The following is a 23102-nucleotide window of genomic DNA, read 5'->3' as shown; positions in this document are numbered from 1 at the left end:
TCAGTCCCCTTACTCGATTAACCGCCAGTTCTGTATGAAGTCTGTCATCGGCCATCCATGACCATGAGGCTGAATCTTTTGCTTACCAATCTCTAAATCTTCACGAACGACATACAAATGCTTTACATTCACCAACCAAGCCCACGGTGCATCCCCTTCTACTGAAAAACCTGTTTCTCCATCCCATTGAGCCTTTTTCCAATAGTCATTGGCTTCTTCTGGTGAACTTGCATGGATTGCTTTCTCCATATATTCATCCACTTTTTCATTTGAATAATAGGTTGGATTATTGAAACCTTCCCCCCTAGTACTTGTACTATATAGGTTATACATTTCAAGAGGTGTATGGCTTCCCCACCCGAATAATACTGGCTCAGAATACATAAGTTTTTCTAAATCATTCCAACTTTTACCTGACGTTTCAACTTTGATACCAAGCGGTTCCATCATACTGGCAAACGCCATCGCCAATGATTGCCGCTGTTCATCACCAGTCGCATACAGCAATGTAAAGCTCGCTGGAATGCCATCCTTTTCACGTACACCTTTCGAATTCATCTTCCATCCAGCTTGTTCCAGCATCTTAGCTGCTTCTTCCAGATTGCCGTCTTCCAAGGCTGTATCTGGATTCCACCAAGGTAGCTGATCTGATACTGAATATGCTGGTGTACCATACCCCTCTAGCACATTGTCAACTAGCTCTTCACGGTCCACCGCAATATTGATTGCTTTTCGTATGATGGGATCTGACGTAACGTCATTTCCAATTGGATCTCCATTTTCATTTACTTGACCCGAAGGCAAATAAGGAAATGAAATCCCACGATTGTCCACACTTTCCAATTCGACTAACTTCATGCCATCTATTTTTTTATGAGCCAGACGTGGTTGAACGGTAGCGATGTCTACTTGTCCTGCTTGTGCAGCAGCATACCCAGCATCCATTTCTGTGAAAAGGAATGTCAGTCGTTTAAAAAACGAGTCATTTCCGTAATAATGAGGATTTTTCTCCACTATCAACTGCTGACCGCGATTCCATTCAACCAATTGATAAGGGCCAGACCCTATAGGTTTTTCATGATAGTTTTCACTATAGGCGTGTTGCGGTACGATTCCTATGCTAGCTAAGTGAGTAGTGAATGTGGAATCTGGCTGCTTCAATGTAAAAACGACTGTATGATCATCGGAAGCAATCACATTTTCTAAATTGCCCAAGTCAATGACCGAGTCACTGTTCTTTGCTTCTGTAAAAGTGAATACGACATCTTTCGCCTGTAGCTTTTCACCATCTGAAAATTTGACGTCTTCCCTAAGCTCGACTTGCCATTCCAAACCATCATCGCTTAAAGCGTAGTCTGTCGCCAAATCACCGACCAGTTGAAACTCTTGATCATAAGTTAACAATGTACTTTGGAATAGCGGTGAACCATAACGTCCCCATCCAGTAATCGGATCAAAACCATCTTCCGGTTCACTTCCGATCGCAAGTACCAACTCATCCTTGCGTGTTTGTTTATCTGCTTTGTTTTCTTCTTTAACAACTGTTACCTTTTTACCCCCGCAAGCCGATAGCACGACGACTAGCAGACAAAGTATGAATAGTGGTATCATTTTCCCTTTCACTGCAGACACTCCTTTAGCTTTCCATAATAGTAGTTCAACCTATTTATATTACGCTTCGCTACATTATATGAATGCCCGTCCAATGAAAAAGACACCATTTCGTTCAATAATGAACAAAATGATGTCTTCCCTTATTTTTTCTATCTTTACGCCTTACATATAGAGCTACGTGAATCATTCTATATAACCATCAGGGAATACGGGGATGACCGGAAACAAAAAAGCCGCGTACACTTGTGTGAACAAGTATACGCGGCTGTATTAATTAACCGATAGAACCTTCCATCTCGAACTTAATGAGACGGTTCATTTCTACGGCATATTCCATTGGAAGTTCTTTTGTGAATGGTTCGATGAAGCCCATAACGATCATTTCAGTCGCTTCTTGTTCTGAAATACCACGGCTCATCAAGTAGAAGAGCTGCTCTTCAGAGACTTTAGAAACTTTTGCTTCGTGCTCAAGTGAAATGTTGTCGTTTAGGATTTCGTTGTATGGAATCGTATCTGATGTCGATTTGTCATCCATGATGAGCGTATCACATTCGATGTTAGAGCGTGCGCCTTCCGCTTTACGTCCGAAGTGAACGATTCCGCGGTACGTTACTTTACCACCATGTTGCGAAATGGACTTCGACACAATTGTTGAAGACGTATTCGGAGCCAAGTGCATCATTTTCGCACCAGCATCTTGGTGTTGCCCTTTACCTGCGATTGCAATGGACAATGTCATTCCACGCGAACCTTCACCTTTGAGGATGACTGCAGGGTATTTCATTGTAAGTTTAGAACCGATGTTGCCATCGATCCATTCCATCGTTGCGTTCGCATCACATACTGCACGCTTCGTAACTAGGTTGTATACGTTGTTCGCCCAGTTTTGGATTGTTGTGTAACGGCAATATGCATCTTTCTTGATGATAATTTCAACTACTGCACTGTGGAGTGAGTTTGTTGTATAGACAGGAGCTGTACAGCCTTCTACGTAGTGAACGCTTGCGCCTTCGTCTACGATGATGAGCGTACGCTCGAATTGTCCCATGTTCTCTGAGTTAATACGGAAATACGCTTGTAGCGGAGTTTCCACTTTAACACCAGGTGGTACGTAGATGAATGATCCACCCGACCATACTGCTGAGTTAAGAGCTGAGAACTTATTGTCAGAGTTCGGAATAATTGTCCCAAAGTACTTCTTGAATAGGTCTTCGTTTTCACGAAGTGCCGAGTCTGTATCTTTGAAGACAATTCCCAGGTCAGTCAGTTCTTTTTTCATGTTGTGGTAAACCACTTCAGATTCATACTGCGCAGAAACACCTGCAAGGTATTTTTGTTCCGCTTCAGGAATACCTAGTTTGTCAAACGTACGCTTGATTTCTTCTGGTACTTCATCCCATGAAGTTTCTGTTGCTTCAGATGGTTTTACGTAATACGTAATTTCATCGAAATTCAACGAATTCAAGTCTCCGCCCCATTGTGGCATTGGCTTGCTGTAGAACAATTCCAATGACTTCAGGCGGTAGTTCAACATCCATTCCGGTTCTTCTTTCATACGTGAGATTTCTTCGACAATTTCTTTCGTCAATCCACGTGCAGAACGGAATACGGATACGTCTTTGTCATGGAAACCGTATTTGTAATCGCCAATTTCAGGCATTTTTTTAGCCATTTGATAGTCCTCCCTCGTTCAATTATTCGGAATCGCTCGCGATTCCTTTTTCCATCGCTTTCCATGGCAGAGTTGCACACTTAATGCGCGCAGGGAATTTAGCGACCCCTGTCAACGCTTCAATATCACCAAAATCCATAGAATCATCAATATCTTTTCCCAACATCATATCTGAAAAGGCGTGAGCTGCATTCACTGCATCTTCGGTATTCTTGCCTTTAATAAGTTGCGTCATCATAGAAGCGGATGCCATAGAAATCGAACATCCTTCCCCTTCAAACTTAGCATCTTTAACGATGTCGTTTTCTACTTGAAGTGTTAAGTGGATCACATCGCCACAAGTAGGGTTATTCATATCGATTGTAACGTTGCTGCTTTCAAGAACTCCTTTATTACGAGGAGTTTTATAATGATCCATAATAACCGAGCGATACAGCTGATCTAGTTTTTCGTTTCCCATTATTGAAAATACTCCTTTGCCATGCGAAGGCCTTCAACAAGACGGTCCACATCTTCTTTCGTGTTGTAGAGATAGAAGCTGGCACGTGCTGTTGCAGATACATCCAACCATTTCATAAGAGGCTGGCAACAATGGTGTCCGGCACGAACAGCTACACCATTCATATCTAACACGGTTGCTAAATCGTGAGGATGAACTCCATCAAGATTGAACGTAACAATCCCTGCACGCTTGCTTGAATCCCGTGGGCCATAAATTTCGAGACCTTCAACAGTCTTCATTTGTTCCATTGCATATGCGACAAGTTCGTGCTCATGCTTCTCGATATTATCTAGTCCAATGGATTCAATATAATCGATGGCAGCAGCCATTCCGATTGCACCTGCAATGATTGGTGTTCCACCTTCAAATTTCCAAGGCAGTTCCTTCCATGACGAATCATATAGTCCAACGAAGTCGATCATCTCACCGCCGAATTCAACAGGCTCCATTTCATTCAGCAACGCTTTTTTACCGTAGAGCGCACCAATGCCTGTTGGACCGCATAGCTTATGTCCTGAAAACGCGAGGAAATCACAGTCCAAGTCTTGGACATCCAGCTTTAAGTGAGGAGCCGCTTGAGCTGCATCCACCACCATGATCGCATTGTGCGCATGAGCAATTTCTGTGATTTCTTTAATTGGATTCATCGTTCCTAAAACGTTCGACACATACATAATCGAAACAATCTTCGTGCGATCTGTCATCGCATCGCTCACTTTTTCAAGTGATAACGTGCCATCTTCTTCAAGATCGATGTATTTCAAGACAGCTCCAGTCGCTTTCGCTAGTTGCTGCCAAGGAATGATATTCGAGTGATGCTCCATATATGTGATAAGAATTTCATCGCCTTCGCCGATGTTTGCACGGCCGTAGCTTTGAGCAATCAGATTCAAAGCAGTAGTCGTTCCACGGGTGAAGACGATTTCTTCTGTCGATGAAGCATTCAAGAACTTACGCACAGTCTCCCGTGCGCCTTCATACCCTTCTGTTGCTCTGTTACCAAGTGTGTGGACACCTCGGTGAACGTTTGCATTATCGTTTTGATAGTAGTTGGATAGCGCCTCAATCACTTGACGCGGCTTCTGAGAAGTCGCCGCACTGTCAAGGTATACAAGAGGATAACCATTTACTTCTTGGTCGAGTATTGGAAAATCGTTGCGAATGTCTTTGTTCAGCATTAGCGCACTTTCCTTTCAATGACCTCCGTCAACTGTTTCTTGACGCCTTCGATCGGCAATTTACTAACAACCGGCTCAAGGAAACCATGGATGACGAGGCGTTCTGCTTCCTGCTTCGAAATTCCGCGACTCATCAAGTAGAACAACTGGAGCGGATCTACACGTCCTACAGAAGCGGCGTGTCCTGCAGTTACATCGTCTTCATCTATTAGTAAGATTGGGTTGGCATCTCCACGAGCTTTTTCGCTAAGCATAAGAACTCTTGACTCTTGCTCCGCATTTGAACGTGTTGCACCTTTTTCAATTCTACCAATACCGTTAAAGATGGATGAAGACGCATCTTTCATAACGCCATGCTTCAAAATATGGCCTTCAGTATCAAGTCCCCAATGAACAATTTCAGAAGTGAAGTTTTGTTTTTGTGTTCCGCGTCCAACAACAACAGATTTCATGTCACAGCGTGAGCCGTTACCAACTAGGTGTGTCAAGTTGTCTGAAATCGTATCGCTATCGTTCATCAAGCCAAGCGCCCAATCGATGCGGCTATCCCGGCCTGCAATACCACGGCGGTTTACATATGTTGTAAACCCTTCAGCAAGTACATCCACTGCGCCATAAGTGACGACCGCGTTATCGCCTGTGAATACTTCTGAAATGATATTTGCAAGTCCTTCAGCGTGAGGGACTGTAGATAGATAGTTCTCAACGTATGTGACAGCACTATTCGCTTCAGCAACCACAATGACGTGGTTGAAAAGGGATGCTTGTGCATCGTCATGCAAGAACAATACTTGAATTGGTTGTTTCACTTCTACATTTTTCGGTACATATAAGAATACGCCACCGTTCATGAGTGCTGCGTGGAAAGCTGTAAGACGGTGCTCGTCCACTTTCACGCCATCTGTCATGAAGTATTTCTTTACGAGGTCACTATGTTCACGAGATGCCGTGAAGATATCTGTCAAAATAACGCCCTGCTCTTTTAATTCATCAGATAGTGATAAATAAGCAGGTGTGTTGTTATGTTGTACATAAATATTTTTCTGGTTTTCTGCGTCTACAAGTGATTTCGCATCGTCTGGAAGTTGGCTAAGATTCTCATATACTGCGCTTTCAACAGCATGTACAGGAAACTCAGTGAAATTCCATTTATCAATCTTTGTTTTATCTGGCTTCGGCATTGGAAGTGAGTCTACTTTACCCAGTGCATCCAAGCGGAGATCGGTTAACCAGCTCGCTTCTCCCGTAGTTGCGGAATAAGAGCGGACGTCTTCTCCGGTCAATGCCAATTTAGTTTCAACCGTCATTTTCAATCGTCCTCCCTCTTACGCTTCTTGTTCAACCGACTCTTCTTCGATTCCCAGCTCTTCTTTAATCCAGTCGTAACCGTGCTCTTCTAATTTACGAGCAAGCTCTTCTCCACCGGATTTCACAACTCGACCTTGCATCATGACGTGCACGTGATCAGGTGTGATGTAGTTCAAGAGGCGCTGATAGTGAGTGATGATCAGGCAGCCGAAGTCCTCACCGCGCATTTCGTTAATGCCTTTAGAAACAATACGCAATGCATCGATGTCAAGACCGGAGTCGATTTCATCTAGAATTGCGAACTTTGGCTTCAACATCATAAGTTGCAGAATTTCGTTACGCTTTTTCTCTCCACCCGAGAATCCTTCGTTCAAGTAGCGAGTTGCCATATCTTCGTCCATTTCAAGCATTTCCATTTTACTATCCAATTCGCGGATGAATTTCATTAAAGAAATTTCATCACCTTCTTCACGACGAGCGTTGATGCCTGAGCGAAGGAAATCAGCGTTTGTTACGCCAGTGATTTCACTTGGATATTGCATGCCTAGGAACAAACCGGCTTTCGCACGTTCGTCCACTTCCATTTCAAGAACTTCTTCTCCATCTAGAAGAACGGATCCTGATGTTACTTCGTATTTTGGATGACCCATGATTGCAGACGCGAGCGTGGATTTACCTGTTCCGTTCGGTCCCATAATTGCATGGATTTCATTTGTGTTGATCGTTAAATTGACACCTTTAAGTATTTCTTTGTCTTCGATTGAAACATGAAGATCTTTGATTTCCAAAGTAGCCATTCCAATACCTCCAGTATGCTTAAGATGAGCTTTTATCATCTTCTATTTATCATCATTCTAATCTTATCCTATATACGTAGTACATGCAAATCATTAAGAATGATTATAAATTATAAAAGAAACCTTCTATATTCTTGATATTGCAACCTATTTCCATTTTCAATTGCCGTTTTGTGAATGAGAATTTATCACGAGCTGTTCACAACCTATTTTTTAAGATTCCCGCTCTTATATAATATATTTCTCAACTACGCGTTCATCTCTTATAGAAACAAACAGCGCACCATCCTCCACTAGATTAGGAGATAGGCGCGCTGTTTCTTATGACAATCCGTTCTATAGTTTGGCAGATGTACCGTCTTTTGAGAAGCTGTCAACGACAATCGCTAGCGCTCCATCGCCTGTAACGTTCGTTGCAGTACCGAAGCTATCTTGCGCCATGTATAGGGCAATCATGAGGGCAACCATAGATTCGTCGAACCCTAACATTGAAGACAGAAGTCCTGTCGCAGCGACAACTGCTCCACCCGGTACTCCAGGTGCAGCGATCATTGTAATACCTAGCATGAAGATGAAGCCGAGGTAAGCAACAAAGCTAATCGGCGAATCATTCATGAGCATGACACCGATTGAACACGAAACGAGTGTTATCGTGCTTCCAGACAAGTGGATCGTTGCAAACAATGGAATCGTAAAGTCTGTCACCCGAGCAGACGCACCCGTTTGCTTTGCTTGACGCAATGTTACTGGAATCGTTGCCGCTGAGGATTGTGTTCCTATCGCCGTGAAATAAGCGGGTGCCATAGTCTTCATAAGACGGAACGGATTTCGCTGGGAGACAGCTCCCGCAACTGTGTATTGAATTGTCAGCATGATTAAATGAAGCACAATGATCATAACAAAAACAAAAATGAAGATAGAAAGGACTTTTGCCACTTCGCCAGTATAGGTCATATTCAAGAAAATCCCGAAAATATGAATTGGTAAGAGCGGAATAATAATGCCTGTAATCACTTTTTCGATAATCGTATTTAATTCTTCAAACATGTGCAGCATCGTTTTGCTACCAATTGCAGCCATTCCAATTCCTAATACGAATGCTAGAATTAATGCGGTCATCACCCCCATAAGAGGTGTCATTTCTAGGTCGAAGAACGATTTCGCAGCTTTGTGAGTTGCTTCAAGTGAAGTACTACCGAGTCCATTTATATATCCTGGTAATAAGTTGGTTGCTGCAAAGTATGCAAGAAGCCCTGCGATGATTGTTGACGCATACGCGAATAGCGTCGCAAGTCCAAGCAATTTCCCAGAACCTTTACCCAGTTTTGCAATTCCAGGTGCGATGAAAGCCAAAATAATTAATGGAACTACAAAATTCAGGAACCCTCCAAAGATCATGTTAAATGTCGCGAAGAATCGTGTGAATCCTTTTGCGAATCCTTCACCTATCATAGGTGTCAAATAACCAAGCCCTACTGCTAGAGCAATAGCAATGACAATCCGCCAAATCAATCCTAATTTAAATTTCATGTTCCAAACCCCTTTCGTGCATTGAATAAGTAAAACTGTTTCCATCATACATGAAAACATTTTACAAATGTATGTTACTTTCTTGAACTTTTCCCATCAAAAAACCTCTCAATATGAAATAAATGAGAGGTTTCTTCTATTATTTAGTAACAGGTACAACGGATCCTTTCCACTTATCGAGAATGAAGTCTTGAATTTCTTTTGATGTAAGAACTTCAACAAGTGCTTTAATCGCTGGTTTGTCTTCGTCGCCAGTATTCACTGCGATGATGTTCACGTATGGAGAATCAGATTCTTCAAGTGCAATGGAATCTTCCATTGGGTTGATACCTGCATCAATTGCATAGTTCGAGTTGATAAGAACTGCGTCACCTTCATCACTATTATACATTTGTGGAAGAAGTGCTGCTTCGTAGTTCGCATCGAACTTAATGTTTTTTGGGTTATCCACAATGTCTTTCACTTCAGCTTTGGTTTTGTCCACACCGTCTTTTAGCTTGATGAGACCTTTTTCTTCAAGCATTGCAAGAACACGTCCATGGTCAGCAACGGAGTTACTAATTAGAATTGTCGCGCCATCCGGAAGTTCTTCTAGTGATTTGTATTTCTTTGAATAGACACCGATCGGCTCGATATGAATGCTACCTGCGTTTGTGAAGTCATATCCGTGGTCCGCAATTTGCGTTTCCATGTAAGGGATGTGTTGGAAGTAGTTTGCATCCAAGTCTCCTGAATCAAGATCTTGGTTCGGCAATACGTAATCCTGATACGGTTCGATCTCCAAGTCATAGCCTTTTTCTTTTAATAAAGGCTTTGCTTCTTCCAAAATTTCTGCGTGAGGAACGTTGGAAGCACCGACTTTGATGACTTTTAGGTCTTCATCAGAACCACTTGCATTTCCGTTTTTGTCGTCTTTCGATCCACATGCTGCAAGTGCTAATACAAGTACTGCTAGTAAAATTCCAGTTAAAAACTTTTTCATCCATTCCACTTCCCTTTTCTTTTTTTTGACTACGATCATTCACGGTGTTGATTTACGCGCCAGGCGGAAGCTTTCCGAGGGGCTTGATTTCAGCCTCCTCGCTCGCTCTGCTCACTGTGGGGTCTTCAATCTTCGCTGATCCCTTCGGAGTCTCCGCCTTCTGCTTCAATCAACGGGCTATTATGATAGAAACCCTTTATAGAATAGTCATTATATAGTAGACAGGCATGCCTGTTTTTCCCTGGGTTATCGTTTGTCTAATCTTTTAACGGCGAAGTCTCCTGCGAATTGTAGGATGAACACGACGACTAGAATTAAGACGGTTGAAACGAGTGTGACGTCTTCACGGTTTCGTTGGAATCCGTCAAGGAATGCGAGTGTTCCAAGTCCTCCAGCCCCTATAATTCCTGCCATTGCTGTGTAACCAACAAGTGCGATTGCTGTAACAGTAATGCCGGAGATTAAAGCGGGCATTGACTCAGGTAATAATACTTTGAAAATGATTGTTGAGGTTTTCGCCCCCATTGAGCGTGCGGCCTCTAGCACACCTTTGTCAATTTCGCTAAGCGCGATTAGCACCATCCGTCCATAAAATGGAGCGGCTCCTATGATTAGCGCCGGCATGGCAGCTTCAGGACCCCTAATGGTTCCGATTAAAAACTTGGTAAACGGTATAAGAAGGATGATCAATATAATGAAAGGAATCGATCTGAAAATGTTAACGATTGAACCCGTTAGCAAATTAACGAGCTTATTTGCCCATATATGGCCAGGAGCGGTTAGGAAAAGAAGAATTCCTAGTGCGAGCCCGATAACGAATGTAAATATGGTAGAGACTGCCGTCATATAGAGAGTTTCTACTGTAGCATCCCACATTTTTGTCCAGTCTACGTTCGGGAGATATGTTTCAATCATTTCTCATACACCTCCGATTGGACACCTTGTTCATGTAAATATTGAATTGCTTTTGCTGTTGCTTCCGGGTCCCCTGTTAGTTGTAAAATCATTGTCCCGTATGCACCGCCCCGAGTTTGCGAAATGTTACCTTGAAGAATGCTGACATCGATTGGATACTCTCTTATTAAACTAGCAAGTACAGGTTGTTCTGTACGTTCCCCAACAAACGCCAACTTGACGAGTATTCCGTCCGGGTAGTCCTGACGCATGAGCGACATCACTTTTTTCGCGTCTTCCGGTTCCGTCACTTGTGAGACGAACCGCTTTGTAATCGGTTCTTTTGGTGACTGGAAAAGTTGCAGTACGTCTCCGGTTTCTACAACGCGTCCAGCTTCCATTACTGCAACTTCATGACAGATTTTTCGGATGACATGCATTTCGTGCGTGATGAGGACAATCGTTAATCCAAGGCGTTCGTTAATGCTTGTTAACAAGTCTAGAATTGCATCCGTCGTTTCTGGATCCAGTGCCGAGGTCGCTTCATCACACAAGAGCACTTCAGGGTCGTTTGCAAGTGCTCGGGCAATCCCGACACGCTGCTTCTGGCCGCCTGATAATTGAGATGGATACGCATTTTCACGACCTGCTAACCCGACGAGCTCTATTAACTCAGATGCTTTTCGCTCCCGATCAGCCTTTTTAACCCCTGCAATTTCTAATGGGAATGTGATATTTTCTTTTACGGTACGAGACCAAAGTAAGTTGAAGTGTTGGAAGATCATACTGATTTTTTGACGTGCCTGGCGAAGTTCTCTTCCCCCAATGGACGAAATCTTTCTTCCGTTTACTTCGACAAATCCTTCTGTCGGTTGTTCCAATCCATTGAGCAATCGAATTAGTGTACTTTTTCCGGCGCCACTATACCCGATAATGCCATATATCTTTCCTTCTTGAATCGTCAGGTTTACTCCGTCAACTGCAGTAATCGCAGTGCTTGAAGTCCCAAATCGTTTGTTGACATTTGATAATTGAATCATTCGACACCCACCTCACTGCTTATCATTCTGTCCAATACTAATTGCTATATAAGTTGAATTAAACAATCCGACCACTTGCCGTTGTTTTCCTCTCCAGGCGGACGCTTTCCGAGGAGCTCGATCTCAGCCAATCGAACAACGAAGAGTTCGATTTGCCGTATTTCTGAGCTCTTTGCAGAAATTAAGGCATCCACACCTTGCTCCTAACGCTTCGCTAATCCCTCCGGAGTCGCCGCCTTGCGATCCAAACAACTAAAATGTCTGAACCAATGAAGATTTTCACTTCAACATATATAATAAAAATAAAAACGCCTTTCTGTAGATTCACAGAAAGGCGTACGCTTAAAAATTCATGGCGTTCATCCGATCTCTCATCTTTCAAAGCATGCGCTTTGTGTGACTTGGCACCATTTCAAGTAAATTGACGGTTGCCGGGCTTCACAGGGTTCTCCCCTCCACCTCTCTGTATAAGAGTCAGTTATTCAATTGGTTGCTATTAGTTATACCATAGCGAATTATGGCTGTCAACTAAGCTTTTCGAGAATATTTTGAACCGATTGAAAGGCATAGACCTTCTCAGCGGGATGCCCTTTTCGAGTAATGAGCAGGCACGGAACGCTTTCAACCTGGTATTCTGTCACGAGTTCTTCCACATAGTTCAAATTTGCTTTTCCAATTGGCACAGTTGGCTTCAACTCAGTAACGACATTTAATATTTTACTTGCGACAGCACACGTACCGCATAACGGGGTGTACAAATAGAAAGCCGCAAGTTCTTTATGTTCAGCCGCATCTTTCCATTCACTATAAGTCCACTCATCCATAAGGTTCACCTGCACTCTATTTCAATAGAAAATATAAAAGACGCCAGATAGTCGGCGTCTTTTGGTATTATTCTCCGACAGTCATTTTGTCGTAGTCTTCAGGAGTCATAAGCTCGTCCAGTTCAGCTGGTTTAGTTGCTTCCACAACAACCATCCAAGCACCCTCGTAAGGAGATTCGTTGACAAGCTCAGGGCTGTCCTCTAAATCTTCGTTCACTTCAACGACTTTACCGCTGATTGGTGCATATAGTTCTGAAACCGTTTTTACAGATTCAACGCTACCGAATGGCTCGTCTGATTTCAATTCGTCGCCAACAGATGGCAATTCAACGAACACGATATCACCAAGCTCAGATTGTGCAAAGTGTGTAATACCAATTCGGTATTTACCGTCTTCTTCTTTAACCCATTCGTGTTCTTCAGAATACTTCAAACCTTGTGGTGTGCTCATTCTATTCCCCTCCAACTAGTAATTGTTATATCTATTTCTATTTTGCCACAGGTACCTTTGAAAGACAAGAAATGAAGTTAAGCCTTCCAAGTGTCTGCAAAAGTCTGCTCATTGAACCCGACAGTGGTGGTTTTGCCATCTGTCACAAGTGGACGCTTAATGAGCATGCCGTCAGACGCTAGCAATTGGATTTGCTCATCCTCACTCATAGTAGCAAGTTTGTCCTTTAACCCAAGTTCACGATATTTCATGCCACTCGTGTTAAAGAACTTCTTCAACGGCAATTCAGAACTAGTAATCATTTCTTTCAATGCTTGTTCACTCGGTGGCTGTTCAGCAATGTTCGTTGCTTCATATGGAATGTTACTTTCTTTTAGCCACTTTTCAGCCTTTTTACACGTTGTACATGTCGGATAGCCATAATAGTGCAGTCCCAATTCAATCACCTCATTGGTTCCATTTTACCACAAAAACATCCAGACTACTTAAATTGCAGTCTGGATGAGAGTGTACAAAAGTTATGAATTAAACAACATACTTCGCAGCATCGATCAACTTAACAGATGCTTCACGTTTCTTCGCAATCACATTATATGGGTTTGAGCGAGTCAATTTACGCAATGCAGAAACCATCATACGCTGGTTGTCTCCATCCACTGCTGCGTAAAGTGTTTCTTTCGCATCACGTTCGATTGCAGCAAATGCTTCTTGACAGAAGATTTCTGTGTAAAGAATCTTTTGTTGCTCTTTTTCCGCTCCGTTTTTCGCCACTGCTTTTTCAGTACGAAGAAGCGCAGACTCCATTGCAAAGATATTGTTCGCAATGTCCGCAATGTTGACAAGAACTTCTTGCTCCTGTTCAAGTTTCGTACCATAGCGTTGTGCAGCTAATCCAGCAGCGAGCAAACCGATTTTCTTCGCGTTTTTCACGATAACTTTTTCTTGGTCAAGTGGTGCGTCCCCAATTTCTTCAGGCATCATCATAAGTAATTCTTCTTGAAGAGCTTGAGCTTGTTGCAACAACGGCAACTCGCCTTTCAATGCTTTCTTCATGAATGTACCTGGTACGATCAAGCGGTTGATTTCGTTTGTTCCTTCGAAGATTCGGTTGATACGAGAATCGCGGTATGCGCGCTCTACTTCGTATTCAGCCATGAAGCCATATCCACCGTGCAATTGAACTGCTTCGTCAACGATATAGTCCAACGTCTCAGAACCGACAACTTTGTTGATAGAACATTCAATTGCGTATTCGGCAATTGCTGCTGCAATCGCTTTTCCGTCTTTTTGCTGTTCAGCAGTCATCTGGCTTTGACGTTGCTCGAAGTACCCGACAGTGCGGTAAATCAAGCTTTCCGTCGCATATAGCTGCGATGCCATCGTTGCAATCTTTTCTTTCGTCAAGTTGAACGAAGAAATCGGTGTATTGAACTGCTTACGCTCGTTTGAATACGAGATTGCAAGTTCAAGCGCACGTTTCGATCCACCTACTGTACCGACTCCAAGCTTGTATCGACCAATGTTTAAAATGTTGAAAGCGATAATGTGACCACGGCCAACTTCACCAAGCAAGTTCTCTACTGGAACTTCAGCGTCAGACAAGATCAGTGTACGTGTAGACGAAGACTTGATCCCCATCTTTTTCTCTTCCGCTCCAACAGAAACGCCAGGGAATTCGCGTTCTACGATGAATGCAGAGAACTTATCGCCATCGATTTTTGCATAAACAACGAATACATCAGCAAATCCAGCGTTCGTGATCCACTGCTTTTCGCCATTCAATACGTAGTGAGTGCCCGCTGCATTCATTTTAGCTGTCGTTTTCGCTCCAAGAGCATCTGAACCTGAACCCGGCTCAGTTAACGCGTATGCAGAAATTTTGTCACCTGCTACAGAGTTCGGTAGGTACTTCTTCTTTTGCTCCTCGTTACCGAACAAAACGATTGGAAGTGTACCGATTCCAACGTGCGCACCGTGCGTGATGGAGAATCCACCTGCAACTGCAAGTTTTTCTGAAATCAATGCAGATGAGATTTTATCCAACCCAAGTCCGTCATATTCTTCAGGAACGTCCGCACCTAGAAGTCCGAGGTCCCCAGCAGATTTCAGAAGGCGTACAGAGTGCTCGAACTCGTGGTTCTCCAACTTATCCACAACTGGAAGGACTTCGTTTTTCACGTAGTCTTCCGCAGTTTTCGCGATCATCTTTTGCTCGTCAGAAAAGTCTTCGGGAGTGAACACGCGGTCCGGTGTAATGTCTTCAGTTAGAAACGCTCCACCTTTAATTAGCTCATTTGTCGTTGTCTCAGTCATTTCTAGTTCCTCCTTTAGGTTACGTTCATAGTTTGCTTACAGTAATTCAAACACGCCAGCTGCGCCCATTCCGCCGCCGATACACATCGTAACGACTCCGAATTGCTTGCCTTGACGCTTCAGTTCACTCATCATACGAACGGTCAAAATCGTACCGGTAGCACCAAGCGGGTGACCGAGTGCAATAGCCCCGCCATTGACGTTCACTTTGCTTGTGTCCAGTTTCAATTCACGGATGACTTGTAGGGATTGCGATGCGAATGCTTCGTTCAATTCCCATACGTCAATATCGTCAATCGATAGTCCGGCGATTTTCAACGCTTTCGGAATGGCAGCGATTGGTCCGATACCCATGATTTCAGGTGGCACGCCTGCTACTGCAAACGAACGGAACTTCGCGATTGGCGTTAGCCCTTCCGCTACAGCTTTTTCGCGATCCATGACCAGTACAGATGCTGCTCCGTCAGACGTTTGTGAAGCGTTACCCGCAGTAACTGTACCTGTAACAGAAAATGCAGGACGTAATTTCGCTAGGATTTCAGTAGTCGTACCACGACGTACGCCTTCATCCATTGAAAACGTCTCTTTTTTCTCTGCGAATTTCCCATTGCTGTCGACATATCCTTTTGTAAATTCGACTGGGACAATTTCGTCATCGAACTTTCCAGCGTCAATCGCTGCTGCTGCACGACGATGTGATTCAACCGCAAACGCATCTTGGTCTTCACGGCTGATTCCATATTTTACGGCAACTTGCTCTGCAGTATGCCCCATTCCCATATAATAAGCAGGTGCTTCTTCAGCAAGCTTTGCATTCGGGCGAACGGTATTTCCCATCATTGGAACCATACTCATAGATTCAGCACCACCTGCTAGGATGGCTTCTGAAGCCCCGAGCATAATGCGTTCAGCTGCATAGGCAATGGACTGAAGTCCTGATGAACAAAAACGATTGATCGTAATCGCTGGTGTCGTATCCGGTAATCCTGCTAGCGCACCGATATTACGCGCCATATTCATGCCTTGTTCAGCTTCCGGCATTGCGCAGCCGATGATCAGGTCTTCAATCGGACCGTCATAACCACCTGCGCGTTTTAACGTTTCTTTTATAGTAAGGGCTCCTAAATCATCTGGTCGGACGGTCGCAAGCGATCCTCTGCCTGCTTTAGCGACCGGTGTGCGGGAACCCGCTACGATTACTGCTTCACGCATTGTATTTCCTCCTCTAAAAGTTCTGATTCATCAGTTACGCAATGGTTTGCCTTTGACAAGCATGTGCTGCATACGAGCCTGTGACTTCGGCTCTGCTACAAGGCTTAAGAACGCTTCCCGCTCTAAGTCCAGCAAGTACTGCTCATCAACGAGTGTGCCGTATGGCAGTTTGCCTCCAGCCAATACGTATGCGAGTTTCTTCGCAATCTTCATATCATGATCGCTGATGAACCCTGACAAACGCATGCCTTCTGCACCGAGTAATAACGTTGCATAGCCAGTTTCACCAACCACTGGGAATCTCTCATGCTTCGGTGCTTGATAGCCATTGTCATAAAGTGATAGTGCTGCTTGTTTTGCATCATATAATAGATGATCCGCGTTGACGCTAATACCGTCTGCGAAATCGAGGAAGTTGTTTTCACGCGCCTCATCAGCGGAAGTAGACACTTTTGCCATCGCAATCGATTCGAATACGTTGTTTGCGATGTTTTGGTAGTCCACTTGTACCCCATTCGGTAATCCTTTTAAGTGTTTCAAGTACAGACCGACGTTTCCGCCGCCACCAGGAATCAGTCCTACACCCGCTTCAACAAGGCCGATATACGTTTCCATGGAAGCTTGGATATGAGCCGCTGGCAAGCAGACTTCTGCTCCGCCGCCCAGCGTCATTTGGAATGGTGCAGCAACGACTGGCTTCGTGGAATACTTGATTTTCATCATTGCATTCTGGAACGTACGCACAACAAAATCGAGCTCGAAGATGTTATCATCTTGCGCTTCCATCAAAATCATTCCGAGGTTTGCACCGACACAGAAGTTCTTTCCTTGGTTACCGATGACGAGACCTTTGTAGTTCTTCTCGACTTCATCTACCGCAAAGTTAATCATCTGCATAATGTCGAGGCCAATCGCATTAGACTGTGAATGGAACTCAAGAAGTGCAATTCCGTCACCCATGTCGATCAAACTTGCGCCAGAGTTTTTCTTAATAACGCCATGCTTTTTCTTATAGCGTTTCAAGTCGATAACTTTCTCATTTACCGGAACTTTTGAATACCCTTCCCCATCAAAGTAGAAGAGCTCGTTTTCTTCCTCTTTATAGAACGTATCGAATCCTTTATCGAGCAAAGATTGAGCAAATTCAGGAATCGTTTCTCCTTGTTCCTTCATCCGTTCCACTGATTTGCTCACACCGATTGCATCCCATACTTCAAACGGCCCCTGTTGCCATCCGAAGCCCCACTTCATAGCATTATCGATGGATACGATTGTATCTGCGATTTTTCCATGCATGTCAGCTGAGTAAAGAAGTGTCGGTGCTAAGATGCTCCAGAGAAGCTCACCTGTGCGATCATCACTGTACACCAATGACTTCACACGATTCCCAAGTCCTTTTTGTTGCTTCGCGATTTCAATTGAAGGCGTTTTCATTTTCTTGACGGGGCTGTATTCAAGCGTTGACGAATCGATCTCGAAGATATCTTTGCCTTTTTTAACAAAGAATCCTTGCTTCGCTTTTGCACCAATCCAGCCGTTGTCGATCATTTTCTTCATGAATTCAGGAAGTTCGAATACCGCCTGTTCTTCCCCTTCAGTCTTGTCGTAGACGTTTTTCGCAACGTGCATGAATGTATCGAGACCGACAACATCCAGCGTACGGAATGTCGCAGATTTCGGACGGCCAATCAGTGTTCCTGTAACAGAATCCACTTCACCGACTGTGTAGCCGCGTTTTTCCATTTCACGAAGTGTTACAAGAAGACCGTAAGTTCCGATTCGATTGGCGATGAAGTTCGGTGTGTCTTTAGCTAGTACGACACCTTTACCAAGACGATCTTCACCGAATGACGTCATGAACTCGATAACTCCTGATGAAGTCGTTTTTGCTGGAATTACTTCAAGCAATTTCAAGTACCGCGGCGGATTGAAGAAATGCGTCCCAAGGAAATGTTTTTGGAAGTCTTCAGAACGTCCTTCCGCCATTGCATCGATACTAATTCCTGATGTATTTGAAGTGACGATTGTTCCTGGTTTACGAACAGCGTCGATTTTTTCATATAATCCCTTTTTAACATCCAAGTTTTCAACGATAACTTCGATGATCCAGTCTACGTCTTTCAACTTTTCCAAGTCGTCTTCCAAATTCCCCGCTTCAATTAAAGCTAGGTTTTTCTTAGAAGTTAGTGGTGCTGGTTTTTGTTTTAATAGTTTCTGAATGGATCCGGATACAACTCGATTGCGAACTGCCTGATGCTCCAGTGTAAGTCCTTTTTTCTCTTCGTCTTCTGTCAATTTGTTCGGAACAATGTCCAGAAGAAGAACAGGAATCCCAATATTGGCGAGGTGTGCAGCGATTCCAGACCCCATCACGCCCGATCCGATTACAGCTGCTTTCTTAATTTGATAAGCCACGTGAAAATCCTCCCTTTGCTTTCGAATGAATGATCATTCATTTTTTGGGTAAAAAAAATAGAAACCTTTTCTATGAATCTAAGTGTAGACCATTCCCATTGTTTTCGCAATATTTAAATCTAAAAATCTCCAGTTTTCTACGGTCTAAACAAGTTGTTATGCTGATATCGTATTTCATTGTACACTGATGGTATGAAAGGAGTCGAAAACTCATGCAATCAATCACAACCGCAAAACAATTCGATGACATTATTAACGAACCATCACGCTCAGTTATTAAATTTCAAGCAGGCTGGTGCCCGGACTGTCGGGCGATGGACATGTTCATCGAACCTATTACTGAAGATTACGACCAGTACGAGTGGTATGATGTGGACCGCGACGTACTTCCTGAAATCGCAGAAAAATATGAGGTAATGGGAATTCCGAGCTTACTCATTTTTGAGAATGGCGAGAAAAAAGCGCACCTTCATAGTGCCAACGCAAAATCTCCCGATCAAGTGACAAGCTTCCTTGAAGGCCTTACCATCTAAACGTACCTTGCATTTTTTCCGACTGCCTATGCAGTCGGTTATTTTTATGCATTTTTTAGAAATTCAGTTATACTTATGGGAGAGTATAGAAAAAATAAGAGGTGTAGAATGAATCAAATAAAGGAAATTGAACAGTTGAAAGCTACTATTGCCAAGTATGAAGAAATAATCAGCGAGACCTCCGTTCCAATTATCACCTCAATTATTGATAATACAATCCTACTCCCTATTGTCGGATATATAGATAAAGAAAGAATGGAACGTATTCGCACGAAAGTTCTTGAGTACGCGGGAGAACATAGAAATACGGAAGCAGCAGTGTTCGACTTTTCGAGTATCCGCTTGTCTGATGAGGAAGGGTTGGAAATGCTCACTCTTGAATTACAGCTCATGCAATCCGAATTGCAGTTGATGGGCATTCGTCCGATTATGGTCGGCTTCACTCCTCCTTTTGTTCGTCAAATGGTAAGTAGCGGAGTTTCTTCCGAAGTGGAATCGTATGCGAACTTCAAAGCAGCACTGCAGACACTTATGGGAGAAAAAGGACTTTCCTTTTCAAAGGACTAAGCAAGGAGGGCTGAGAAGTCGTGCTGTTCTTAAAACAACTTCAGGGTAAATCTCAATATGATGCTTCCATAGAAGCAAAGCTAAGACCTTCCGCCTGTGGACCCGTAACAGCTGCCGTGATTTTACACTATTTGAATGCCCCGATTTCCAGGGTTCCTGTCAATAAGCTCTACAAGCTATTAGGATCGACTCGGATCGGATTATTTACATGGCGATTTGTTCATAGGCTCAAGAAGCTGCTAGGTGACGAATGGGAAATTCGGAAGTGTTCATTATCCGAGGCGTTACAGGAACTAGAGAACGGCCGTCCCGTTGCAGCAAAGTTTGATAAATGGTTTTCTTTCAAGTGGAATGGACAGTATGAGTTCGACTACCACTGGGTACCTGTTATTGGATATGACAAAAATGCGAGTGATGTGATTCTTGCAATTCATGACAACGGTAGCCCATCTTCTGATAGCCACGTGCGTCTAGTCTCTTACCGAAAGAACCAAGAGATTTTATCATTTGTTAAAATTGCTCCTGTTTCCAAACAAAAAGGACACTGATTGGCTCAGTGTCCTTTTTGTTATGCTACATATTCGATCGCTTGTTTTAGCATTGCAAAGCTCTTGATGGAGCCGAAGTCCAGTCCAAGTCCTACCAACGTTTGTGCAATAGCAGGTGTAACCCCACTAACCACTGGCACAGTGCCTACCAAAGAAAGCGATTCAAAGAGAATGAATAATTGTTGTGCGACAAATGTATCCGTTGTCAGAAGTCCTGATAAATCGATGATCAAATGCTCAAGGTTAAGACGGACTGCTTCTTTAAGCACCTTTTCCTGCAACACGGATCCTCTATTGAAATCCATAATACCGATTAATGGAAGAATAGCCGTCGTGTCGTTAATGGAAGCGATCGGTACGGATAGTTCAGCAATCGCAGCTTGTGAAATCTTTAGCATTTCTTTTTCGTGATACACAAAAGGAAGGCTGAAGTAGTAGACGACATCATTCACAATCGTATCGAGAGCAGTCGTCAGTTCATACATGTCTTCTGAACTGATGGCGCTTTTTATCCCTTCATGCTTTAAAACGGTACCAATATACGAACGGTATTCCGGAACCTCACGCAGCATCATGTCTAAAGAGATACTTTCTTTCTTCGCAAAGTGAGTCCCCGCTTCTTGTCCCCATTTACGCAAATGCTCAATTCGTTCTGTCTCCTCCAACTTCAAGGCATTCGCGTATAATTTTACTAATTCAACGCGAGCTGGATAGAGTTCATATTCTAAACGCTTCATAATCGGATAGCGTTCGTTCTGTTGTGTGGTAATTAACATCGCAAGTTGCTCTGCGTTCCCAATAACTTTATCACTTAAACGGGTCAATAACTCTTTCATCTCAATTCCCCCTTTTTTCAGCTACTAGTTGTGCTGTTGCCATTTGTTTAAGGACTGCATTCAAACCATGATTCCTTAGATGATTTACTGTTCGGTCATCATAATCCGGAATTTCAAGTGACTCTAGTGTGTTGCCTAAATCTACTTCACAATGGATGGTTGCCAGTTCTTTTGATAGATGTAACATCGCCAAGTTATCTTGAATTTTGTTTTTCTCCGAGCCCGTCAGCTTGTCCAACGAATTGACGACTTCTTCAGCAGTCCCATATGTTTGAATGAGTTTCAATGCTGTCTTCGGTCCAATGCCTTTGACTCCTGGATAGCCATCACTCGTGTCACCAATGAACGCTTTATAGTCAATGAATTGAGTTGGGGTCATCCCGTAATCTTCTATAAAACGAGCCTCTGTATATTCGTCATATATTGAATGCCCTTTTTTCGTCAAGGCAATTTTGACTGAAGGTGCTAATAACTGAAGTAAATCCTTATCTCCGGAAACAATCGTTAAATCCGCGTCTTCTTTCCACGTTTTGACGAGAGAACCGATCAGGTCATCCGCTTCCATTCCTTCAACTCCGTAGTTTCTCCATCCCATAGCTTCGGAAGCCTGACGTGCCATATCAAATTGAGGAAGAAGTTCTGGTGCTGGCGCAGGTCGATTGGCTTTATAGCCTTCGTATAAGTCGTTCCGGAACGTGACGGCTCCCATGTCCCAGCAAACAGCAAGATGGGTCGGTTGAAAAAGAGTTGCTGCAGTAAGCGTGTGTCTTAGAAATCCTTGAACTCCGTTCGTAGGGATTCCATCTTCATTATATTGGAACTGTTTCCGTACAGCTGTTGCAAAAAACGAGCGGAATAACAAAGCCATTCCATCAATAATCAGTATGTGTGGACGTTCAGTACTCACTTGCTCACTCTCCTAAGTAGGTCTTAAGCTTATGTACAAATTTCTTATCTTCATCATACCATGTCTTGTAAGTTTAGCACGTTCATTTGAGTAATGAAGCCACTCATATGGGCACTCGTCTAATGCAATCTGAGCGTTTGACATAGGATGAGGAGCAGAGTGAAATTCTGAAAGGGGTAAGATTATGAATCCAAACGAAAACGTCGAGGAACAATGGTTCCCTGAGCTTCCAGAAGGATATGTTCAGCAACCTAGCAGTCAGGATGATTGGAATGCGACCGCAATGAATGTAAATCCTCAACAAACGGCAGTGAACAACTGGAACCAACCGCCTCAGCAAGGTTGGAACCAGTGGCAAAATCCATCACATCAGCACCAACAGCATCAACAGCAAGGATGGCCGGGATGGCAGAATCAGCCACAACAACCAGGGTGGCCAGGTTTTCCACAACAACCTAATGCGCCATGGCAAGGTGGATGGAATCCAAATCAGCCCGCGTATCCAGGTTCTGGTGGAAACAATATAGGTGGCGGAGGTGGCGGAAATCAGCAAGGTGCACCTACATCTGCACCACCTTCACAAGCTCCCGCGTATCCTGATCAGCAAATGTTGCGAGTGGATCCAGGTGGAATTCGTGGATGTATGTTCCGCTATACGTACGTCTGGACATCTCGAACTAGAGGATTCTGGTTCTATCCAACTTTCGTTGGCAGAACATCGGTTGCAGGCTTTCAATGGAATAGTCAGTGGCGACGCTGGGTCTATACTGGAATTGACTTAGATCGGATCGATGCATTTACTTGCATTTAATGGGATGAATTGAATGGAAGATTGAGGGAAGATCAGCTGCGGCTGATCTTTTTTTTCTGGAAGGTGCATTTCGGGAAATTGAGGTTGGGGTTGTTGATTATATTTTGTGTGTTATGAGCGGTTTTGCTGGGTTATGATCACTTTTCGCGATTTATGAGCGCTTTCCTT

General features: G+C 43.6%; 22 protein-coding genes and 1 riboswitch. Of the genes, 4 read left to right on the top strand and 18 right to left on the bottom strand.

The window, feature by feature from the left end; translation table 11 throughout:
* Positions 1–9 precede the first annotated feature (9 nt).
* The 16 genes from DVB69_RS17105 to DVB69_RS17030 all read right to left on the bottom strand — a co-directional run bounded on the left by DVB69_RS17105 (position 10) and on the right by DVB69_RS17030 (position 18732).
* Complete coding sequence (locus DVB69_RS17105) at positions 10–1611, bottom strand: ABC transporter substrate-binding protein (RefSeq protein WP_116020377.1); 1602 nt, start codon at positions 1609–1611, stop codon at positions 10–12.
* 277 nt (positions 1612–1888) lie between these two features.
* A complete protein-coding gene (sufB, locus tag DVB69_RS17100; protein ID WP_116020313.1) occupies positions 1889–3286 on the bottom strand; it encodes a Fe-S cluster assembly protein SufB in 1398 nt (465 codons plus the stop codon).
* 22 nt (positions 3287–3308) lie between these two features.
* Positions 3309–3746 (bottom strand): Fe-S cluster assembly sulfur transfer protein SufU, encoded by a 438-nt coding sequence (gene sufU / locus DVB69_RS17095; protein ID WP_116020312.1) that lies wholly within the window; start codon positions 3744–3746, stop codon positions 3309–3311.
* On the bottom strand, positions 3746–4966 hold the full coding sequence (locus tag DVB69_RS17090) for a cysteine desulfurase (RefSeq protein WP_116020311.1): 1221 nt from the start codon (positions 4964–4966) through the stop codon (positions 3746–3748). The genes sufU and DVB69_RS17090 overlap by 1 nt, the downstream gene beginning before the upstream one ends.
* Positions 4966–6273 (bottom strand): Fe-S cluster assembly protein SufD, encoded by a 1308-nt coding sequence (sufD, locus tag DVB69_RS17085; RefSeq protein ID WP_116020310.1) that lies wholly within the window; start codon positions 6271–6273, stop codon positions 4966–4968. The genes DVB69_RS17090 and sufD overlap by 1 nt, the downstream gene beginning before the upstream one ends.
* 18 nt (positions 6274–6291) lie before the next feature.
* Positions 6292–7071: a Fe-S cluster assembly ATPase SufC gene (gene sufC, locus DVB69_RS17080; RefSeq protein WP_116020309.1), complete on the bottom strand. Its 780-nt coding sequence runs from the start codon at positions 7069–7071 to the stop codon at positions 6292–6294.
* Between the two features lie 336 nt (positions 7072–7407).
* A complete protein-coding gene (locus DVB69_RS17075) occupies positions 7408–8601 on the bottom strand; it encodes a dicarboxylate/amino acid:cation symporter (protein WP_116020308.1) in 1194 nt (397 codons plus the stop codon).
* Between the two features lie 139 nt (positions 8602–8740).
* Positions 8741–9583, bottom strand: coding sequence for a MetQ/NlpA family ABC transporter substrate-binding protein (locus tag DVB69_RS17070; RefSeq protein ID WP_116020307.1), 843 nt, complete (start codon positions 9581–9583; stop codon positions 8741–8743).
* 246 nt (positions 9584–9829) lie between these two features.
* Positions 9830–10498 (bottom strand): methionine ABC transporter permease, encoded by a 669-nt coding sequence (locus tag DVB69_RS17065; RefSeq protein WP_116020306.1) that lies wholly within the window; start codon positions 10496–10498, stop codon positions 9830–9832.
* Positions 10495–11517 carry a methionine ABC transporter ATP-binding protein gene (locus DVB69_RS17060; protein WP_116020305.1) on the bottom strand — a complete coding sequence of 341 codons (1023 nt, stop codon included), beginning with the start codon at positions 11515–11517 and terminating at the stop codon, positions 10495–10497. The genes DVB69_RS17065 and DVB69_RS17060 overlap by 4 nt, the downstream gene beginning before the upstream one ends.
* 368 nt (positions 11518–11885) lie before the next feature.
* A riboswitch (SAM riboswitch) is annotated at positions 11886–11991 on the bottom strand.
* A 50-nt stretch (positions 11992–12041) separates the two neighbouring features.
* The gene (locus DVB69_RS17055) at positions 12042–12341 is read right to left on the bottom strand and encodes a thioredoxin family protein (RefSeq protein ID WP_116020304.1); all 300 of its coding nucleotides are present in this window, start codon (positions 12339–12341) and stop codon (positions 12042–12044) included.
* A gap of 67 nt (positions 12342–12408) precedes the next feature.
* Positions 12409–12792: a glycine cleavage system protein GcvH gene (gene gcvH / locus DVB69_RS17050; protein WP_039043418.1), complete on the bottom strand. Its 384-nt coding sequence runs from the start codon at positions 12790–12792 to the stop codon at positions 12409–12411.
* A gap of 77 nt (positions 12793–12869) precedes the next feature.
* Positions 12870–13229, bottom strand: a complete 360-nt coding sequence (locus DVB69_RS17045) for an arsenate reductase family protein (RefSeq protein WP_116020303.1) — start codon at positions 13227–13229, stop codon at positions 12870–12872.
* A gap of 88 nt (positions 13230–13317) precedes the next feature.
* Positions 13318–15105, bottom strand: coding sequence for an acyl-CoA dehydrogenase family protein (locus DVB69_RS17040; protein WP_116020302.1), 1788 nt, complete (start codon positions 15103–15105; stop codon positions 13318–13320).
* 36 nt (positions 15106–15141) lie between these two features.
* On the bottom strand, positions 15142–16317 hold the full coding sequence (locus tag DVB69_RS17035; protein WP_116020301.1) for an acetyl-CoA C-acetyltransferase: 1176 nt from the start codon (positions 16315–16317) through the stop codon (positions 15142–15144).
* Positions 16318–16347: 30 nt separating this feature from the next.
* The gene (locus DVB69_RS17030) at positions 16348–18732 is read right to left on the bottom strand and encodes a 3-hydroxyacyl-CoA dehydrogenase/enoyl-CoA hydratase family protein (protein WP_116020300.1); all 2385 of its coding nucleotides are present in this window, start codon (positions 18730–18732) and stop codon (positions 16348–16350) included.
* A gap of 212 nt (positions 18733–18944) precedes the next feature.
* Between DVB69_RS17030 and DVB69_RS17025 the strand changes: the two genes are divergently transcribed.
* From DVB69_RS17025 to DVB69_RS17015, 3 genes are all read left to right on the top strand, one after another.
* On the top strand, positions 18945–19265 hold the full coding sequence (locus DVB69_RS17025) for a thioredoxin family protein (protein WP_116020299.1): 321 nt from the start codon (positions 18945–18947) through the stop codon (positions 19263–19265).
* A 108-nt stretch (positions 19266–19373) separates the two neighbouring features.
* Positions 19374–19832 (top strand): STAS domain-containing protein, encoded by a 459-nt coding sequence (locus DVB69_RS17020; RefSeq protein WP_116020298.1) that lies wholly within the window; start codon positions 19374–19376, stop codon positions 19830–19832.
* 20 nt (positions 19833–19852) lie between these two features.
* Positions 19853–20380: a C39 family peptidase gene (locus DVB69_RS17015; protein ID WP_233505449.1), complete on the top strand. Its 528-nt coding sequence runs from the start codon at positions 19853–19855 to the stop codon at positions 20378–20380.
* A 20-nt stretch (positions 20381–20400) separates the two neighbouring features.
* On the opposite strand, the gene DVB69_RS17010 is transcribed toward DVB69_RS17015, so the two are convergent.
* Together DVB69_RS17010 and DVB69_RS17005 are read right to left on the bottom strand one after the other, a co-directional pair.
* On the bottom strand, positions 20401–21216 hold the full coding sequence (locus DVB69_RS17010; protein ID WP_116020297.1) for an STAS domain-containing protein: 816 nt from the start codon (positions 21214–21216) through the stop codon (positions 20401–20403).
* Position 21217: 1 nt separating this feature from the next.
* Positions 21218–22123: a 5'-3' exonuclease gene (locus tag DVB69_RS17005; RefSeq protein WP_116020296.1), complete on the bottom strand. Its 906-nt coding sequence runs from the start codon at positions 22121–22123 to the stop codon at positions 21218–21220.
* Between the two features lie 184 nt (positions 22124–22307).
* Between DVB69_RS17005 and DVB69_RS17000 the strand changes: the two genes are divergently transcribed.
* Positions 22308–22934 (top strand): hypothetical protein, encoded by a 627-nt coding sequence (locus tag DVB69_RS17000; protein ID WP_233505448.1) that lies wholly within the window; start codon positions 22308–22310, stop codon positions 22932–22934.
* The last annotated feature ends 168 nt before the right edge of the window (positions 22935–23102 follow it).

The sequence above is a fragment of the Sporosarcina sp. BI001-red genome, assembly GCF_003384035.1.
In the GTDB taxonomy this organism is placed as follows: domain Bacteria; phylum Bacillota; class Bacilli; order Bacillales_A; family Planococcaceae; genus Sporosarcina.
The sequence above is the reverse complement of the archived record's forward strand: the minus strand, read 5'-3'. Positions and strand labels throughout refer to the sequence as shown.

What these genes read in the sequence shown, in the direction of transcription:
- DVB69_RS17035 (WP_116020301.1), bottom strand. Translation starts at nt 16,317, where the DNA reads ATGCGTGAAGCAGTAATCGTAGCGGGTTCCCGCACACCGGTCGCTAAA.
- DVB69_RS17090 (WP_116020311.1), bottom strand. Translation starts at nt 4,966, where the DNA reads ATGCTGAACAAAGACATTCGCAACGATTTTCCAATACTCGACCAAGAA.
- DVB69_RS17065 (WP_116020306.1), bottom strand. Translation starts at nt 10,498, where the DNA reads ATGATTGAAACATATCTCCCGAACGTAGACTGGACAAAAATGTGGGAT.
- DVB69_RS17075 (WP_116020308.1), bottom strand. Translation starts at nt 8,601, where the DNA reads ATGAAATTTAAATTAGGATTGATTTGGCGGATTGTCATTGCTATTGCT.
- DVB69_RS17060 (WP_116020305.1), bottom strand. Translation starts at nt 11,517, where the DNA reads ATGATTCAATTATCAAATGTCAACAAACGATTTGGGACTTCAAGCACT.
- sufD (WP_116020310.1), bottom strand. Translation starts at nt 6,273, where the DNA reads ATGACGGTTGAAACTAAATTGGCATTGACCGGAGAAGACGTCCGCTCT.
- gcvH (WP_039043418.1), bottom strand. Translation starts at nt 12,792, where the DNA reads ATGAGCACACCACAAGGTTTGAAGTATTCTGAAGAACACGAATGGGTT.
- DVB69_RS17105 (WP_116020377.1), bottom strand. Translation starts at nt 1,611, where the DNA reads ATGATACCACTATTCATACTTTGTCTGCTAGTCGTCGTGCTATCGGCT.
- sufB (WP_116020313.1), bottom strand. Translation starts at nt 3,286, where the DNA reads ATGGCTAAAAAAATGCCTGAAATTGGCGATTACAAATACGGTTTCCAT.
- DVB69_RS17040 (WP_116020302.1), bottom strand. Translation starts at nt 15,105, where the DNA reads ATGACTGAGACAACGACAAATGAGCTAATTAAAGGTGGAGCGTTTCTA.
- DVB69_RS17070 (WP_116020307.1), bottom strand. Translation starts at nt 9,583, where the DNA reads ATGAAAAAGTTTTTAACTGGAATTTTACTAGCAGTACTTGTATTAGCA.
- DVB69_RS17025 (WP_116020299.1), top strand. Translation starts at nt 18,945, where the DNA reads ATGCAATCAATCACAACCGCAAAACAATTCGATGACATTATTAACGAA.
- sufU (WP_116020312.1), bottom strand. Translation starts at nt 3,746, where the DNA reads ATGGGAAACGAAAAACTAGATCAGCTGTATCGCTCGGTTATTATGGAT.
- DVB69_RS17055 (WP_116020304.1), bottom strand. Translation starts at nt 12,341, where the DNA reads ATGGATGAGTGGACTTATAGTGAATGGAAAGATGCGGCTGAACATAAA.
- sufC (WP_116020309.1), bottom strand. Translation starts at nt 7,071, where the DNA reads ATGGCTACTTTGGAAATCAAAGATCTTCATGTTTCAATCGAAGACAAA.
- DVB69_RS17010 (WP_116020297.1), bottom strand. Translation starts at nt 21,216, where the DNA reads ATGAAAGAGTTATTGACCCGTTTAAGTGATAAAGTTATTGGGAACGCA.
- DVB69_RS17020 (WP_116020298.1), top strand. Translation starts at nt 19,374, where the DNA reads ATGAATCAAATAAAGGAAATTGAACAGTTGAAAGCTACTATTGCCAAG.
- DVB69_RS17000 (WP_233505448.1), top strand. Translation starts at nt 22,308, where the DNA reads ATGAATCCAAACGAAAACGTCGAGGAACAATGGTTCCCTGAGCTTCCA.